At 68.0% G+C, this 16845-nt stretch carries 10 protein-coding genes and 1 pseudogene; 9 read left to right on the plus strand and 2 right to left on the minus strand.

The annotated features are described in order from the left end of the window. Positions 1-98 precede the first annotated feature (98 nt). The 4 genes and pseudogenes from OG714_RS07890 to OG714_RS07905 all read left to right on the plus strand — a co-directional run bounded on the left by OG714_RS07890 (position 99) and on the right by OG714_RS07905 (position 5202). On the plus strand, positions 99-2336 hold the full coding sequence (locus tag OG714_RS07890) for an iron-containing redox enzyme family protein (protein WP_406119544.1): 2238 nt from the start codon (positions 99-101) through the stop codon (positions 2334-2336). Then, positions 2329-4167 (plus strand): carbamoyltransferase, encoded by a 1839-nt coding sequence (locus OG714_RS07895; protein WP_406119545.1) that lies wholly within the window; start codon positions 2329-2331, stop codon positions 4165-4167. Before OG714_RS07890 ends, OG714_RS07895 begins: the two co-directional genes overlap by 8 nt. 33 nt (positions 4168-4200) lie before the next feature. After that, positions 4201-4341, plus strand: coding sequence for a hypothetical protein (locus OG714_RS07900; RefSeq protein WP_393763886.1), 141 nt, complete (start codon positions 4201-4203; stop codon positions 4339-4341). A gap of 112 nt (positions 4342-4453) precedes the next feature. Further along, positions 4454-5202: pseudogene (locus OG714_RS07905) on the plus strand (transposase family protein). 397 nt (positions 5203-5599) lie between these two features. Here the strand turns inward: OG714_RS07905 and OG714_RS07910 are convergent. Then, positions 5600-6448, minus strand: a complete 849-nt coding sequence (locus OG714_RS07910; RefSeq protein WP_406119546.1) for a transcriptional regulator — start codon at positions 6446-6448, stop codon at positions 5600-5602. Positions 6449-7930: 1482 nt separating this feature from the next. Here OG714_RS07910 and OG714_RS07915 point away from each other — a divergent pair. Further along, positions 7931-9382, plus strand: coding sequence for a purine-cytosine permease family protein (locus OG714_RS07915; RefSeq protein WP_406119548.1), 1452 nt, complete (start codon positions 7931-7933; stop codon positions 9380-9382). A gap of 13 nt (positions 9383-9395) precedes the next feature. On the opposite strand, the gene OG714_RS07920 is transcribed toward OG714_RS07915, so the two are convergent. Next, positions 9396-11285 (minus strand): ABC transporter ATP-binding protein, encoded by a 1890-nt coding sequence (locus tag OG714_RS07920; protein ID WP_406131752.1) that lies wholly within the window; start codon positions 11283-11285, stop codon positions 9396-9398. 138 nt (positions 11286-11423) lie between these two features. Between OG714_RS07920 and OG714_RS07925 the strand changes: the two genes are divergently transcribed. The 4 genes from OG714_RS07925 to glgX all read left to right on the plus strand — a co-directional run bounded on the left by OG714_RS07925 (position 11424) and on the right by glgX (position 16844). Beyond that, positions 11424-12356: a YbhN family protein gene (locus tag OG714_RS07925; RefSeq protein ID WP_406119549.1), complete on the plus strand. Its 933-nt coding sequence runs from the start codon at positions 11424-11426 to the stop codon at positions 12354-12356. Between the two features lie 173 nt (positions 12357-12529). Next, positions 12530-13873 (plus strand): sugar phosphate nucleotidyltransferase, encoded by a 1344-nt coding sequence (locus tag OG714_RS07930; RefSeq protein WP_406119551.1) that lies wholly within the window; start codon positions 12530-12532, stop codon positions 13871-13873. Positions 13874-13935: 62 nt separating this feature from the next. Next, positions 13936-14646 carry an NAD(P)H-binding protein gene (locus OG714_RS07935; protein ID WP_406119553.1) on the plus strand — a complete coding sequence of 237 codons (711 nt, stop codon included), beginning with the start codon at positions 13936-13938 and terminating at the stop codon, positions 14644-14646. Between the two features lie 62 nt (positions 14647-14708). Continuing rightward, a complete protein-coding gene (glgX, locus tag OG714_RS07940) occupies positions 14709-16844 on the plus strand; it encodes a glycogen debranching protein GlgX (protein WP_406119555.1) in 2136 nt (711 codons plus the stop codon). Position 16845 lies beyond the last annotated feature (1 nt).

Here is a 16845-nt window from a genome sequence, read left to right on the forward strand (position 1 = left end):
CGCGGCGGACGGAAGGACGACGCATCGATCTATCCGATGTTCTGAGAGTTCGCGACTCCGCTCGGCACACGTGGCAAGTCCACCTACTGGGAGGGCCCATGCACCATGACGTGACAAGCGGCGGCACCGTCGCACCCGCCTCATCCGCGCGGGGCGTCGGCTTCGAGCACACCTATCGCAGGCTCTACGCCCACGCCGCCGATCCTGAAGCGCTCGTCCCGGGTGGCACGCTGGTCGACCTGGTCCGCACGGAGCTGCTCCAAGCCTCCGTCGGCACCGATCAGCCGCTCGACAACCTGATCCGCATGGCCGCCGAGTGGTCGTCCGCAGCTGCCGACGCATACCGAGCGGTTGGGCGCCTCACTGACGCCGAGGGCCGCCGGCTCCTCGTCCGCAGGGCAGCCCTTGGATGGGCGCCCCTCGGCCTCGCGTCCGGGGCGTGGCTCCAGTGGCTCACGGCCCCGGGCACCGCGGACTCGACACTGTCGCTCCGGACCCTCGCGCTCTACGCCTCCGATGTCGGCGTTGGCCACCCCGGTTCGGCCAGGGGCAGTGCCTACCTTGGTCTGCTGCGGCGGTTGCGGGCCTCGGACAACGCCGTACCGCTGGCTCGTCTTGCCGGCGACCGGCGGATCGCGGACATGGCATTCCGTCTCGCGGCCCTGCTCCTCCTGATGAGCCGACGGCCCGACGACTTCCGCGACGAGCTCATCGGGGCGGACCTGTGTCTGCGCGCCGTAGGGGTGCCGCCGCCGCTCGCTCTGGCTGGGCGGGAGCTGAACGCAGACTGGGCGGCGATCGACTACTCCGCGGCAACGGACGGCGATCTTCCGCCGATCGACCGGTGCCGTGCCATCGCGGACACCCTGGTGCGGTCCGGTCCGGAGTCAGCCGCACGGGTATACACGGGCTTCCGCTGGGCACTGGCCACGCTGAAGGACCAGGTCGACGCGCTGCGCGAGGAGTTGCGCGCATCGCTGGACCCTGGCTTCGACATGGCCGAGCTGATGCGACGGCGTGCCAGGGAAGGCTCGTTCTACCACCGTCACGTCCTCTTGAAGGATCGGCCGCTGTCCGAGTGGCTGAAGGACTGCCGGGACGATCCGAAGCCGTTTCTCGATGTCCTGGCGCGCAGCGATCTCGTCAGACCGGGGCGTTCCGGTGCCAGTCCTCTGGTCAAGGGTTTGGTCAGCGAGCGCGGCCCGATGTTCAGGGTCTTCTCGCCCGATGATCTCTCCGTCATCAGCCGGTGGATCGACGCCCTCCCCGGTCCCACGAAGCCCCGCGATTCTGACGCTCCCACCCGTACACCGGCTCCCGCCGCGCGGCCGTCGGACCCGCGGCCCCTGGTGAAGCTGTCCGGCCTGCTGGAGACCGGAGTCCCGTCCGGCGGCGGCCCGCGCGACCTGCGCGAGGCCTACCACGCGCTCATGGTGCGTACCGGCAGCCCGGAACTGAACGACTGGTGCCTGCGATACATACGAGGATGGCTGGCACGCGCCCGGCATCGAATGGACTCCCGGTCCGTGCCGCTCCCGGCGCGGTGGACGACCGAAGGTCTGCGGCCCTGGCTCCTGGCGCAGCACGACCGGCACGGAGCGTACTTCGAGGAGAGCGTGAACGTCCCGTTGCCGTCACGCGAGGCCGTGGTGGACGACGCTGTGCAGACGGCGCCGCTCACCCTGATCGACGGAAGCTGGCTGCAGGGCTTCACCGACTACGAACTGGCGTCTTCGGACATCGGACACTCACTCTTCGCGACCTACTGGGACGAACTGGGCAATGGCGACACCAACCTGAACCACCCCCTGATCTACCGTCAGGTCTTGAAGGAGATGGCCGTCCAGCTACCGCCCACGGACTCACCGGAGTTCGCGCGCTGGCCGGGCTTCCGCGACGCGTCGTTCGAACTGCCCGTCTACTGGCTGTGCATCGGACGCTTCCCGCGCACCTTCCTGCCCGAGGTGCTCGGTCTCAATCTCGCCATGGAGCTGTCCGGCGTGGGCGGCGCCTACCGCAGGGCGGGGCTGGCACTGCGGGAATACGGCTTCAGCACCCGCTTCGTGGACATCCACAACACCATCGACAACGTCGCGACTGGGCATTCCGCCTGGGCGGCCGACGCCGTCGACTCATTCATGACGAGCCTGCCGGACCGCGCCGGGCCGGGCAGCCGGGCAGAGACCTGGGAGCGGGTGCGCGTCGGCTACCGCTCGCTCAATCCCCCCACCGGATTCATGGCCCGCAGGGCCGGCCGTCACGGTCGGCTCGCCGGAAGCCGGCCTCGCGGTCCCAGAGCGGTCGTACCAGGGACGGAGGAGCACACCGGTGTCTGACCTGGTTCTCGGAATCTCGGCCTTCTACCATGACAGCGCGGCCGCGCTCGTGCGCGACGGAGTTCCCGTCGCGGCCGCGCAGGAAGAGCGTTTCAGCAGGAAACGGCATGATCCCTCGTTTCCCGTCCAGGCGGTCCGCAGCTGTCTCGACGAGTTGGGGGTGTCCTTCGCGGACATCTCCACGGTCGCCTACCACGAAGACCCCCGGCTGAAGTTCCGCAGGGTACTGGCCACCCTGATAGGTACCGCGCCCGCGGCTGTCACCTCCTTCCGTGAAACCCTGCCGAGTTGGCTGCGGTCCGACGGCAAGCTCCGGACGCTCCAGGTCATCCGGCGCGAACTCGAGTCGATGGGCCTGGGGAAGGTGCCGGACATTGTCGCGCGGCGGCACCACGAGTCACACGCGGCCTCGGCCTTCTTCCCCAGCCCGTATCAGTCGGCCGCCGTTCTGTGCGTGGACGGTGTGGGCGAATGGGCCACCACGACGTTGTGGCATGGCCGGGACACTCAGCTCAGGGCGCTCGCCGAGATCCGGTTCCCGCATTCGCTGGGACTGCTGTACTCCGCCCTGACCTACTTCTGCGGCTTCAAGGTCGATTCCGGCGAATACAAGCTCATGGGCCTGGCCCCGTACGGCAGGCCCCGGTACGCGGACCTGATGAGGGAGCGGCTGATCGACATCAAGCCGGACGGGTCGTTCCACATGGACATGCGGTACTTCGAGTACCTGCGGGGGCAGGTGATGACCGGCCGGGCGTTCGAGAAACTCTTCGGCGGTCCGCGGCGCACGCCCGAGGGACCGCTGACGCAGCGCGAGTTCGATCTGGCTGCGTCCGTCCAGAGCGTCACCGAGGACGTGATGCTCCGCCTGGCTCGTACCGCGCAGGAGCGCACAGGGGAAGCCACCCTCTGCCTGGCCGGCGGCGTGGCGTTGAACTGCGTCGCCAACGGAGAGATCGTCAGGAGCGGGGTCTTCGACGAGGTATGGATCCAGCCCGCTGCCGGGGACGCCGGCGGGGCACTGGGGGCGGCCATGGCGGTGGCGATGGAGCGAGGAGCCGTGCGCGACCACGTCGGCAGCCGGCGGGACGCGATGTCCGGCTCTCTACTGGGCCCCGCCTTCAGCGACGCGCAGATCGCCGAATTCCTGCGGAGCCGCGGAATTCCACACCACCGTCCGGATTCCGGCAGCCTGGTTGATGACGTCGCGGCGGCACTGGCCGACGGCAAGGTCGTCGGATGGTTCCAGGACCGCATGGAGTTCGGACCTCGGGCGCTGGGAGCCCGCTCCATCCTGGGCGATCCGCGCGATCCCGCGATGCAGTCCGCCATGAACCTCAAAATCAAGTTCCGGGAGTCGTTCCGCCCGTTCGCGCCAGCCGTGCTGGCCGCTGATGCGAAGGACTACTTCGACCTCCGCCAGGAGAGCCCGTACATGCTGGTGGTGGCGCAGGTGGCGGCGGCCCAGCAGCTCCCGGTGACCGAGACCGACGCGACCGGAATCGACCTGCTGCACGTGCAGCGTTCCACGATCCCCGCCGTCACCCACGTCGACGGCTCCGCGCGCGTGCAAACGGTCACCCCGGACAGCAACCCCGCCTACCACGAGCTGCTGACCGCCTTCAAGGCGCGCACGGGCTGCCCGGTGCTGGTCAACACGTCGTTCAACGTCCGCGGCGAGCCGATCGTGAACTCGCCGCACGACGCCTACACCTGCTTCATGCGCACCGACATCGACATGCTCGCGATGGGCGGTTTCCTGCTGCACAAGAGCGAGCAGCCTGCGTGGTCCGAGGAAGGCGACTGGCGTGCGGACATCCCCCTCGACTGACCCCTCCCGCCAACCATCCTCACCGGAGAGGTCGTGAGAGACATCATGCTCTTCATCATCTACTTCCTGGTCGTCACCCCGATCGGTCTGGCGAGCCGCTTCCTTCTCGACCCGCTGACGCGACGTCGCAGGCAGCGGGCAAAGACCTACTGGATCGAATCAGCTGATCATTGAGCTTCTTCGAGCGGCCACCGATCGGGTGACGGTCCGTGAAGCGCAACGAGCGAGGCCCCCGGGCAGTTGATCGAGATGTCTGACGTCTCAACCACGCTGCTCAGGGGCCTCGTTGGTCATCCATCCTGCCGCACTCGACCTGCCCCATGCGCTCGTGGACGGGGTCACCATGCTCGTTGTCACCCGCGAGGGCGACCGGCGCCGCAAGCTCCGCCCGTCCCAACGCGCGATGGTGGCACTGGTATACCTGCGCGAACACACCACCCTGGCGAAGATTGCTGCCGGGTTCGAGATCAGCGAGTCCACCGCCCACGCCTGCACCAGCGCGGTCATCGACCTCCTCGCCGACCGTGCACCGGGCCTGCTGAAGGTCCTACGCGAGCAGGATCCGGACTTCGTCCTCCTGGACGGCACGCTCGCCGAGTGCGACCGGGTCGGCGACGGACGGGCCGACTACTCCCACAAGCACCGCCGGCACGGGGTGAACGTGCAGCTAGTCACCGATCCGGACGGCCGGCTGCTGTGGCTCTTGCCCGCGCTGCCGGGCCGCTCCCACGACCTGACCGCCGCCCGCACCCACCGGACCATCCGCATCTGCGAGCGCCAGGGCGTCCCCATCCTGGCCGACCTCGCCTACCAGGGCGGTGACCCTTGGCTGACCACGGGCATCAAACGCAGGCCCCTGCGGGAACTCCCCCTACCGGGAAGACCGTCAACCGGGCCCTGGCCGCGGCCCGGGCACCGGTCGAACGCGGCGTCGCACGCCTGAAGTCCTGGCGGATCTTCCGCAGGTCCCACTGCCGCCCCAACCGCATGACGTCAATCGCCAAAGCCATTCTCACCCTGGAGCGGCAACACTGAAGAGGCTCCCCACGTTGTTCACTGACGGCGTCCGGCTCTACCGCCAGGATCCGGTGCAGCTGGTCGAATACCCCAGGCTGCTGTCACCTCTCCAGACGGCGCCGGCAGGTCCACCCCGAGCCGAACGCCAGCTCCATACGCAGGAGTTGCCGAGCAATGCCCTTGTAGAGGACATACACGAAGCCCTACAAGCAGAGCGGGTTCGCCACCGGCCGTGGCCCCGGCGACTTCTCGGGCCAGGGCGGCAGCAGCGGCTCGATCAACGCCCACAAGTGGTCGTCCGCGATTCACTGCCGAGTACTCACACCATCACGAACGGCCGAATCGACACACCGATCACGCCCGACCAGGACAGTTCAAGAAGGTCGTGTTACGAGTTCTACGGAGTCACCTGCTACTACATCGAAGCCTCGGTCTCATCTCTGATGGCCTGGATGCGCTCGTCCAGCTCCTTGGCGAACTCCGCCCAAGTCTCCGCATACTGTCTCGCGAGGTCGGCGATCAAGTCACCAAAGTGCGGCGGCACTGCTGCGGCAAGCTTGGACCACTCCTGAGCCCCGATGGCGTTCAGTTGCAGGACACGAAGCAGGTATCGCCCCTCTTCCTTGTGCCTCAGGGACGGATCACGCACCAGTTTCTCGACCAGCGAGACAGGATCCGGCTGAACCAGCCGCACTCTTCGTACTACACGCCCTGTACCGGCCTGCACCGAATCCGCCGGGCTGAGGCGATCGGGCTCGGAATCCGTCTCAGTCGCCACCTGCTCCGCCACGGGCGGCTCACCGGACGTGATTCGCTTACGGACATCGCTCACGGTCGCCGGCGAGATACCTGCGCGGCGTGCCACTTCGCGTAGCGAAGCATCCGGATTCTCCGCGATCAGCTCGGCCGCACGGATCCTGCCCTCGGTGCTGTTGAGGGGGCGGGCCTTGCCGTCTCTGCCAACACGTGCACCCAGCTGCGACGCGTCAGCGTCCGAGCTTCGTCGGAGGAGCGCCACCGCCTTGGCTCCCAGGCCTGCGGCGCGTGCGATAGCCCGGTCCGACATCTCGGGATGTGACGCGATAATGCGCGCGGCCGCAGCTCGGCGATCTTCCTTTGACAGAGGAAGACCATGCGTCACATTAGCTTCGACGGCCCGCAGGAAGGCTTCCTCTGGGGTGCCATCGAACAACTCGACTTCGATCGTCTCCTGGCCTTTCAAAAAGGCAACCATCAGGCGATGCATCCCGTCGATCACGCGCATACTGCGCCGATCCACGAGAATAGGAGGAAGGGGAACATCAAGATCGGCTAACCGAGCTACGTGATTCGCATCCTGACCTTCCAACCGCGGTGATTCACCCGGCAGGAGAGACTCAATCAGAACAGGTACAACTTGTCTTTCGCGAGCCTTGGATGGCACAATCGGCGAGGCCGCATCGATCGCTCTATCTTCACGTATTGATGACATCAAGTCGACAGTGTGACGATTCAAGCTCATCTCCCCCATTGGCACAAGATTCGAATCCCTTTGCCACAAGAAAATCTGACAGACACCACCACGCCTTCCTGGAATCCGAGCAAGAGGCCGTAATAAGCGCCCAGGACATTACAGCGGCCCCTGAAACAGGGCATGGGTAAGAACGTCCAGTGCCTCACATCCGTTCCCAACTCAAGGCGAGCCCGACATCTCACCCATTCCTGCCGCCTCACTGGCGATCGCCGCCAGCACCTCCGGTGCGCCGACAACACCTCCAGCGAACCAATCCCGTCTCCCCCTGAGCTCTCGAAAGCCCTTTCGAACCCACATACATGTTCACGTTTCGCTGCAGAGCTGTCGAGGTTTCCTACCTGTGAACCGACGGCCGTTCAACTGCGGCGTCGCATCAGTTGAACGAGCTGTGCAACACATGTCCTGTGCGTTCCAACGTCCCGACCGCCACAGCAGTGACACGGCCACGCCCAACGGAGCCACTCGCAACACATCGTCCACACCACTCGCCACCGTCGACCCAGAAGCGCGGGAGGAGACTTGGGCACCCGGGCCGCCCGGCACTACGCCCGACCACACCCCGCGTCCCACCAGAACTCCAAGTTGACGACGGCCGAGAATTACGCACCCACGAATACCTCATGTAGCGCGCCTTGACATGACGCAACGATCTCCCTCTCTGCAAACACTTTCCGTGACTCTCAGGGAGATCATTCCGACAGGCCCACGTGAGGCCGGAATACCGACGTTCGGAAATGTGCACGGTGAGACTCTCGATCACGTCGTCCTGCGTGTCGTAGCCGACCTCTTCACGCTGCTTACCGAGAGCCTTCCGGAACCGAATCGTGTACGAGCGCGGGCAACGGGTCGGCCTGGAACAACCGCACTCCTTGAAGAACGACCCGATCCCACGAGCAAGCTGTCGACCCACGCATCAAGCCTTCCGAGCAGGGCGATGGGCGGCGCAGGAGGCCCCTGCCGCAGGCGCAGGCGCAGGCGCAGGTCAGCAAGCCGGAGATTCGGGAGTCTCTCCATGCTCGGTAAAAGGTCAGCACCGGGTCGGCTCCCTGCCTGCGTTTATGCAGGTCAAAGGCTGTTCGCCTACTTTACAGCGAGGGGCCCGCGCCATCACAGGCCCAAGCGTCATGTATGGACCAGGTAAAGAGAGTGGTTCACAGATTCAGTTGCGGTTGCCGGGACCCCTGCGGGGGATGAATGTGGCCACACAGGCCTGATCAGCATCCTGGAGGCACCGTGACCACCACATCTGAGCCCCGGGTGTCGGGGCTGGAGATACGTTCCATCGACTATGTCCCCCTGAACGAGCGCCACGGCAAGCTGTGGCACCTGGGCCCCCTGTGGTTCATGTCGAACGCGCAGATCGCCACCCTCGCCGTCGGCCTGATCAGCATCACCGAGGGCGGCAACCTCATCTGGTCGCTCATCGCGATCGTCGCGGGCACCCTGCTCGGCACCTTCTTCATGGCCTTCCACTCGGCCCAGGGCCCCCAGCTGGGGCTGCCGCAGATGATCCAGTCGCGGCCCCAATTCGGTTACGTGGGCGCCCTGTTGGTGTGGCTGTTCGCGTATGTACAGTACGCGGGCTTCAACGTCTTCAACACGATCCTCGCCGGTGAGGCCCTGCACACCACGGTGCACGGCGGCACCAAGATGTGGGTGGCCGTGGTCACCGTGGTCGGCTTCGTGATCGCGCTGGTGGGCTACGACGTCATCCACAAGGCCGAGCAGTTCCTGACGTACACCTTCCTGGTCGTCTTCGGGATCTTCACCGTGGGCGTGCTGGCGACCCTGCACTACCCGGCCGGCTCCTTCGACCTCGGCGGCTTCTCCTGGACGCCGTTCCTCGCGCAGTTCGGCGTGGTCGCGGGCTACCAGATCAGCTGGGCGATCTACGTCTCGGACTACTCGCGCTACCTCCCGCCGGACGTGACCGTCCGCAAGACCTTCTACTGGACCTACTTCGGTTCGGCGCTCGGCGGGGTCTGGCTGATGACGCTCGGCGCGCTGCTCGCCGCCTGGGCGGGCAAGGACTTCGACACGATCCGCTCGATCAACGCGGCGGGCGACAAGGTGTTCAGCGGCTTCGGCGCGATCGTGCTGCTCTTCGCCACCCTGGGCCTGGTCTCGGTGACCGCGCTGAACATGTACGGCGGTTCGCTGACCCTGATCAGCGCGATCGACTCGTTCAAGAAGGTCCAACCGACCGTGTCCGTCAGGGCGTTGACGATCGGACTGACCGCCGCGCTCTCCCTGGCCGGCGCGATGGCCGCGACCGCGAACTTCCTGACGAACTTCAACAACTTCCTGCTGCTGGTGCTCTATCTGTTCATCCCGTGGACCGCGGTCAACCTGATGGACTACTACGTGGTGCGCCGCGGCCACTACGCGATCGCCGAGATCTTCAACCCCCATGGCATGTACGGCCGTTGGGGCTGGCACGGCATCATCTCCTACCTCGTGGGCTTCGGCGTCATGGTGCCGTTCTTCTCCGTCGGCACGCTCTACGTCGGCCCGATCGCGCACGCCATGGACGGCGCCGACCTCTCACTGTTCGTCGGGCTGCCCGTCGCCGGGGCGCTGTACTGGTGGCTGAGCCGCTCGATCGACGTGGAGGCCGAGATCCGGGTGGCCGAGGCGGAGGCCGAGGGGTTGGAGCAGGCGGCGCACGAGCACCGCGAGCCCTGACGCCGCTCCGCCGTCACACCACCGCTTCCTGGACCGGTCCGATCTCCGGCTGCTTCTCGAACTGCGTGCGGTACAGCTCCGCGTATCGCCCATCCCCCGCGAGGAGTTGGTCGTGCGTGCCGCGTTCCACGATGCGGCCCGCCTCGACGACGAGGATCTGGTCGGCGGAGCGCACAGTGGACAGCCGGTGGGCGATCACCACGGCCGTGCGGCCCTGCAACGCCTCGGTGAGCGCCTCCTGGACGGCCGCTTCCGAGGTGTTGTCCAGGTGGGCGGTGGCCTCGTCGAGGATGACGACGCGCTGCCCGGCCAGCAACAGCCGGGCGATGGTGAGGCGTTGGCGCTCGCCTCCGGAGAGCCGGTAGCCGCGTTCGCCGACGACCGTGTCCAGGCCGTCGGGCAGGGACCGTACGAGATCGTCGAGGCGGGAGCGGCGCAGCGCGTCCCACAACTCGTCCTCGGTGGCGGCGGGTTGGGCCAGCAGGAGGTTGGCGCGGACCGAGTCGTGGAAGAGGTGGCCGTCCTGGGTGACCATGCCGAGGGTGGCCCGCAGGGAGGCGGCGGTGAGGTCGCGGACGTCGACGCCTCCGACGCGTACGGCGCCTTCGTCGACGTCGTAGAGCCGGGGCAGGAGCTGGGCGACCGTCGACTTGCCGGCGCCGGAGGAGCCGACGAGGGCGATGGTCTGGCCGGGTTCGGCGCGGAAGGAGATGCCGTGCAGGACCTCGGCGCCGCCGCGGGTGTCGAGGGAGGCGACCTCTTCGAGTGAGGCGAGGGAGACCTTGTCGGCGGAGGGGTAGGCGAAGCGGACCTCGTCGAACTCGACCGCGACCGGGCCCTCGGGGACCTCACGGGCATCGGGTTTGTCCTCGATGAGGGGTTTGAGGTCGAGGACCTCGAAGACGCGCTCGAAGCTGACCAGCGCGCTCATCACCTCGACGCGGGCTCCGGCGAGGGCGGTGAGCGGGGCGTAGAGGCGGGTCAGGAGCAGGGCCAGTGACACGACCGCGCCCGGCTCCAGGCTGCCGTGCAGGGCGAACCAGCCGCCGAGGCCGTAGACGAGGGCGAGGGCCAGGGCGGAGACCAGGGTCAGCGAGGTGATGAACACCGACTGGGCGGTGGCCGTGCGGACGCCGATGTCCCGGACCTGGCTCGCGCGCTCCGCGAACTCCACGGACTCCTCGTCGGGGCGGCCGAAGAGTTTGACGAGGGTCGCGCCGGGCGCGGAGAAGCGTTCGGTCATACGGGTGCTCATCGCGGCGTTGAGCGTGGCCGCCTCGCGCTGCATGCGGGCCATGCGGCTGCCCATCCGGCGGGCCGGGATCACGAACACCGGGAGCAGCACGAGCGCGAGCAGGGTGATCTGCCAGGACAGGGTGAGCATGACGACCAGCGTGAGCAGCAGCGTGACGAAGTTGCTCACCACTCCGGACAGGGTGTTGCTGAACGCCCGTTGGGCTCCGATGACGTCGTTGTTGAGTCGGGAGACGAGCGCGCCCGTACGGGTACGTGTGAAGAACGCGACCGGCATGCGCTGCACATGATCGAACACAGCTGTCCGCAGATCGAGGATGAGCCCCTCCCCGAGCGCGGCGGAAAGCCGCCGTCCCAGAATGCCGAGGGCCGCCTCGGCGACCGCGATCAGGGCGATGAGCAGGGCGAGGCGTACGACGGTGCCGTCGTCGCCGCCCGACACGATCGCGTCGACGACGTGCCCGGCGAGTACGGGGGTCGCGACGGCGAGCAGCGCGGTCACCACCCCGAGCAGGACGAACCGCGCGATCGGGCGGCGGTGCGGCCTAGCGAACTCCGCGATGCGGCGCAGCGTGGCGCGGGCGAAGGGGCGGCGTTCCTGTTCTGCGGTCATGACGGTGTGCAATTGGGTCCAGGCCGTGCTCTCCATGCTCATGGGAGAGACCGTAGGACCTCAAGCGGCGTTGAGGTCAACGGATTCGCCGCAGCCTCGTGTAACGACGCGCGTAAGGACCTGTCCCTGCAGCCGCAACCCGCAGTTGTCGTGGCGCGGAAACCCTCCAGGGATGTGAGACACGTCCGCGTCCGGCAGATCCTGTGCCTGCTTCCGCTGCTCCTGGTCACCGTCGTCGCCGTCCAGCACCGGTCCGTCCTCGTCGAGGGCTTCGGCCAGCTGCGGGCCGCGGAGTGGCCCTGGCTGGTGGCGGCGGCCGGTGCCACCTGTCTGACCTGGGTCGCCGCCGCTTTCACCCGGCAGGGTGCCGTGGTCGAACGGCTGCCCGCACGACGGCTGTTGGCCACACAGTTCGCGGCGGGTGCGGCAAACCACCTGCTACCCACGGGACTTGGCGCGGGCGCGGTCAACCTGCGCTTCCTGACGGTGTGCGGGCTGCCGCTGGCCCGTTCGTCCGCGGCGCTGGCCCTGTACCTGCTCGCGGAGTCGATAGCCCGGCTGAGCCTGCTCACCGGTCTGCTGATCGCCTTCCCGGACGCCCTGCGCCTCGGAACTCTCCTGCCCGCGGGGGCACTTGGCCCGCTGCTCGCCATCGTCGGCGCCGTGCTGTGCGCGGCGGTCCTGACCCTCGTTCTGGTACGGCGGCTGCGGACGGCGATCCTGTCGTTCCTCCGTACGGCGCTCAGCGAGGCGCGTTCCGTGCACACGCGGCCGGCGCGGGCGCTCGCGCTGTGGGGCGGTTCGCTGGCGTTCCCCGCACTCCAGGCGGCCGGACTCGTCGCGGTGGGGCAGGCGTTGGACCTGCCGGTGCCGCCCGCGCAGATGGCGCTCGCCTATCTGGCGGCGACGGTCACGGTGGCGCTGGTGCCCACGCCGGGCGGGATCGGCTCGGTGGAGGCCGCGCTGATCGTGGCGCTGGTGGCGGCGGGCGGCCCGGTCGCGGTGGCCACGGCGGTAGTGCTGGCCTACCGGATCATCACGGTCTGGCTGCCCCTGCTGCCGGGGGCGTTGACGCTCGGCGCGCTGGTTCGGCTGAGAGTCATCTGATTCTCAGGTTCGCTCGAACATTCCTGTAAAGCAGCATCAGCCCTGGTCGAGACATCGGCCAGGGCTGCTTCACGTTCACCCCAACTCCCTTGTTTTACTTTTTACTTGACTCCACATGACAGCACGAGTTGACTGAAGAGCGTTGATTTGTCAGCCGAGGAGGCAGGACTGTCATGGGGGACGAGACGTTAGGAATCATCCTGGCGGGAGGCAGGGGCGAACGCGCCAAGCCGCTCACCCTCGCCTCGTCCGACTACATCCGCAGCAAGGCCCTCATCCCGTTCGTCGGCCGTTCCGTCGTCGAGTGGCTCGTCGAGTCCTGCCGCGACCAGGGCATCCGCCGCTTCTACGTGATCGCCCAGGGAGCCGAGAACCACAGCCAGATCAAGCTCGTGCTCGGCCACGGCGAACGGTTCGGCGTGGAGATCCACTACTCCCGTGCCCGCTTGGACCGGTACAACGTCGGATCGGGCGCCGCCACCCTGCACAACCTCGAACAGTGGGACCTGACGGGCCGTGCACTGGTACTGCCGGTGGACTCCGTCTTCGAGTTCGACCTGGGCAGACTGAAGGAGGCGCACGTCGCCGCAGACGCCGTCGTGACCGTCGCCTCGGTCGGCCGTACCCCCGAGGAGATCGCCGGCAAGTACGGCGTGATGCAGACCTCCCCGGACGGCCTGGTCTCGGGGTTCGTGGAGAAACCCACCCTGGACCGCGTCCACCGGATCTTCCCCGAGACATCGTTGACCCCGCTGGCTTCGTCCGGCCGCACCCTGCCCACCAACGCCGGGATGTACCTGGTCGACTGCGGCCGGCTGCGGCTGGCCGTGCGCAACGCCGAGATGATCCGGCTCGCCCAGCAGCGCCTCGACTGGGGCGGCGACCTGCTGCCCTGGCTGGTCGGGCGCGGGCTGCCGGTCGCCGCCGCGCCCATCGACCGGCTCGGTGACCTCGGCAGCATCGCCGACTACCTCGCCACCCTCGGCGACGTGCTCGGCGGCCGCTACCGGTGGATGACCCGGGCCATGGGCGAACCGACGAGCACCGACCCGCCGTACTGGATCCACGAGTCCAGCCTGCGCACCAAGGACAGCGTCACCGGCACCACCCTCGCCCAGAAGATCTCCGAGGGCAGTGTCGTCATCGGCCCCGCCGTGCGCATCGGGCGCAACGCCGAGATCGGGCCGGGTGTGAAGCTGCGGTTCAGCGACATCGGTGACGGCGTCGACGTGGACGAGGGCGCCCGGCTCAGCCGGACGGCGATCGGCGACAGCGCTGTCGTCGGGCCGTACGCCCGGATCACCGACTCGTACGTCGGGCCGATGGCGCGGGTGCACTCCGAGCGGGACAACCCGGTCCGGCTCGTCCACTCCGCGATCGGCGAGGCCGCCGACCTGCGGCCCGGCACCCGGCTGTCCGGGGTGAGCGTCTATCCGCGGCTGCGGGTGCCCGCCGTCACCGGGCTGCCCACCGGCACCCATCTGACCAGCTCCGACGACATCCTGCACTGGATCTGAGCGCTCCCCCCGTCAACTCCCCCGCCCTTTCCGGCTCTTCCGCAGCCCCCGTGGAGATCTCGATGGACAGCCCGATCGCCGTCATAGGAGGAACCGGCCGCACAGGCCGGCTCGTCGCCCGTCAACTGCTCGCCCGGAGCGAACGCGTCCGCGTCATCGGCCGCAGCACCCAGCGCGCCCGCCGGCACACCCCGCCGCAGGCCCAGTTCTTCGCGGCCGACGTGCGCTCCCCCGCCTCCGTCCGCACGCCCCTGCACGGCTGCTCCGCGGTCGTCTACATCGTGGAACCGGGCACCGACGACGCCGGACCCGACAGCCCCGAGACCACCCTGCACACCGGGGTCCGCCATGTCCTCGACGCCCTGGACTCCACCGCCGCGGCCCCGTACTTCGTGCTGGTCAGCCAGCGTCATGTGACCCGCCGCGACCACCCCATGAACGCCTACGGCCGGATGCTGGACTGGCGCCTCGCGGGCGAGAACGCGGTCCGCTCCTCCGGGCTGCCGTACACCGTGATCCGCCCGGGCTGGCTGACCGACGAGCCCGATCACGGTCATCTGCACCTGGAACAGGGCGACTTGGGCGACGGCCGGGTGGCCCGCCCGCTCGTCGCCGACGCCTGTGTGCAGGCGCTGTACTCCCCCGCGGCCCGCGGCGTGACCTTCGAGATGCGCAGCGAGACGGGACCGGGCGCGACTCCCGTGCCCTGGCAGGAACTCTTCGCCGGCCTCCGCGCCGACGCCCCGACCGCGGCCCGGGCCGCACTCACCTGAGGGTGGCCACCCATGCGTACGACACTCCGACGGACTCTGCGACCGATGCCATGACAGAACAGATGACCTTACGCCCCGACCAGGCCACCGGCTCCCCAGGTGGCCGCCCCTCCGACGTCACCCCCGGGCGGCCACAGCCGCTGGGTCCCACCGTCGACGCCGACGGTGTCAACTTCTCGCTCTTCTCCGAACACGCCACCCGGGTCGACCTGTTGCTCTTCGAGCACTGCGACAGCCCACAGCCGTACCGCACGATCACGCTGCTGCCCGACCGACACCGCAGTTTCCACTTCTGGCACTGTCACGTCAGCGGGATCGGCGCCGGCCAGGTCTACGCCTTCCGTATCGACGGACCGCGTGACAACGGCGAGTTGGGCACCCGCTTCGACCACCGCAAGGTGCTGATCGACCCGTACGCGCGCGCCAACATCAACGGCCGCTGGGAGCGCACCCACGCGATCGGCCCCGGCGACAACGTCGAGAGCTGCATGCGCAGTCTGGTGGTCGACCTCGACGACTACGACTGGGAGGGCGACACCCCGCTGCGCACGCCGATGGCGGAGACCGTCGTCTACGAGATGCACGTGCGCGGTCTGACCGCGTCACCGTCCTCGGACGCCGAGCGGCCTGGCACCTTCTCCGCCGTCATCGACAAGATCCCGCACCTGCGCGAACTCGGCGTCACCGCCGTGGAGTTGCTGCCGGTCTTCGACTTCGACGAGACCCAGGTCCTGCGTACCGGACCGGACGGCACCCCGCGCCGCAACTACTGGGGCTACGACCCCTACGGCTTCTTCGCCCCGCACACCGGCTACTGCTCCAGCCCCCATCTCGCCACGCACATCACCGAGTTCCGCGACATGGTGAAGGCGTTCCACCAGGCGGGCATCGAGGTCATCCTCGACGTGGTCTTCAACCACACCAGCGAGGGCAACGAGTTCGGGCCGACCATCAGCTTCCGGGGCGCGGCCAACGAGGCGTACTACCACCTGTGGCCGCAGGACCGCTCGCACTACATGGACTTCACGGGCTGCGGCAACGCTGTCAACGCCAACCATCCGATGGTCACCAAGTTCATCGTGGAGAGCCTCGAGTACTGGGTGACCGAGCACCACATCGACGGCTTCCGCTTCGACCTCGCCTCCGAACTCTCGCGCGGCCCGCTGGGCTACGAGATGGCGGTGCCGCCGGCCCTGTGGGCGATCGAGCTGTCGCAGGTGCTGGCCGAGACGAAGATCATCGCGGAGCCGTGGGACGGCGGCGGCCTCTACCAGGTCGGCCGGTTCCCGGGGAAGCGCTGGGCGCAGTGGAACGGTCCATTCAGGGACGACGTACGGCGGTTCGTGCGCGGTGACGCGGGGATGGTCGGCGAGGTCGCCTCACGGCTCGGCGGCTCCGCCGACCTGTTCGCGGCCCAGGGCGAACTCCCCACCAACAGCATCAACTTCATCACCTGCCACGACGGCTTCACCCTCAACGACCTGGTCAGCTACAACTCCAAGCACAACCACTCCAACGGCGAGGCCAACGCCGACGGCGCCGACGAGAACTACAGCTGGAACTGCGGCGTAGAGGGCCCCACCGACGACGCCGACGTCGAGTGCCTGCGGGCGCGGCAGATCAAGAACCTGCTGTCGCTGCTCATGCTCAGCCGCGGCGTGCCGATGCTGCTGGCCGGCGACGAGTTCCGCAACAGCCAGGGCGGCAACAACAACGGCTACTGCCAGGACAGTCCGGTCTCCTGGCTCGACTGGAACCAGGCCAGGAAGGAGAAGGAGACCACCGGCTTCACCCAGCGCCTCATCCGGCTCCGCAAGCGCCACCGCACCCTGCGCGAACCGCAGTTCTTCTCCGAACGCCTCAACTCCCGCTCCCTGCCCGACATCACGTGGCACGGCACCCGGCTCGACCAACCCGGCTGGGAGGACCCCAACGCCCGGGTGCTGGCCTGCACGTACGGCGGTTTCGACGGTGACCCGGACCTGCACCTGATCCTCAACATGTACCACCTGGGCCTCGACTTCGAGCTGCCCGAGATCCCCGGTCACCGCTGGCACCGCGTCCTCGACACGGCCCGCCCCGGCCCCGACGACATCCCGCCGCCCGGAGAAGAGGAGCTGGTCGACGGTCCCACCCACCACGCCCAGGGCCGCAGCGTCGTCCTGCTGGCGGCCCTGCCCGACGAGAAGGGCACCTGAG

It is taken from the genome of Streptomyces sp. NBC_00989 (assembly GCF_045162655.1).
GTDB lineage: Bacteria > Actinomycetota > Actinomycetes > Streptomycetales > Streptomycetaceae > Streptomyces.

Excerpts from the sequence above, each read along its gene's own strand:
- OG714_RS07890 (WP_406119544.1), top strand. The coding sequence starts at position 99 with ATGCACCATGACGTGACAAGCGGCGGCACCGTCGCACCCGCCTCATCC.
- OG714_RS07910 (WP_406119546.1), bottom strand. The coding sequence starts at position 6,448 with ATGCGCGTGATCGACGGGATGCATCGCCTGATGGTTGCCTTTTTGAAA.
- OG714_RS07920 (WP_406131752.1), bottom strand. The coding sequence starts at position 11,285 with ATGGAGAGCACGGCCTGGACCCAATTGCACACCGTCATGACCGCAGAA.
- OG714_RS07930 (WP_406119551.1), top strand. The coding sequence starts at position 12,530 with ATGGGGGACGAGACGTTAGGAATCATCCTGGCGGGAGGCAGGGGCGAA.
- OG714_RS07935 (WP_406119553.1), top strand. The coding sequence starts at position 13,936 with ATGGACAGCCCGATCGCCGTCATAGGAGGAACCGGCCGCACAGGCCGG.
- glgX (WP_406119555.1), top strand. The coding sequence starts at position 14,709 with ATGACCTTACGCCCCGACCAGGCCACCGGCTCCCCAGGTGGCCGCCCC.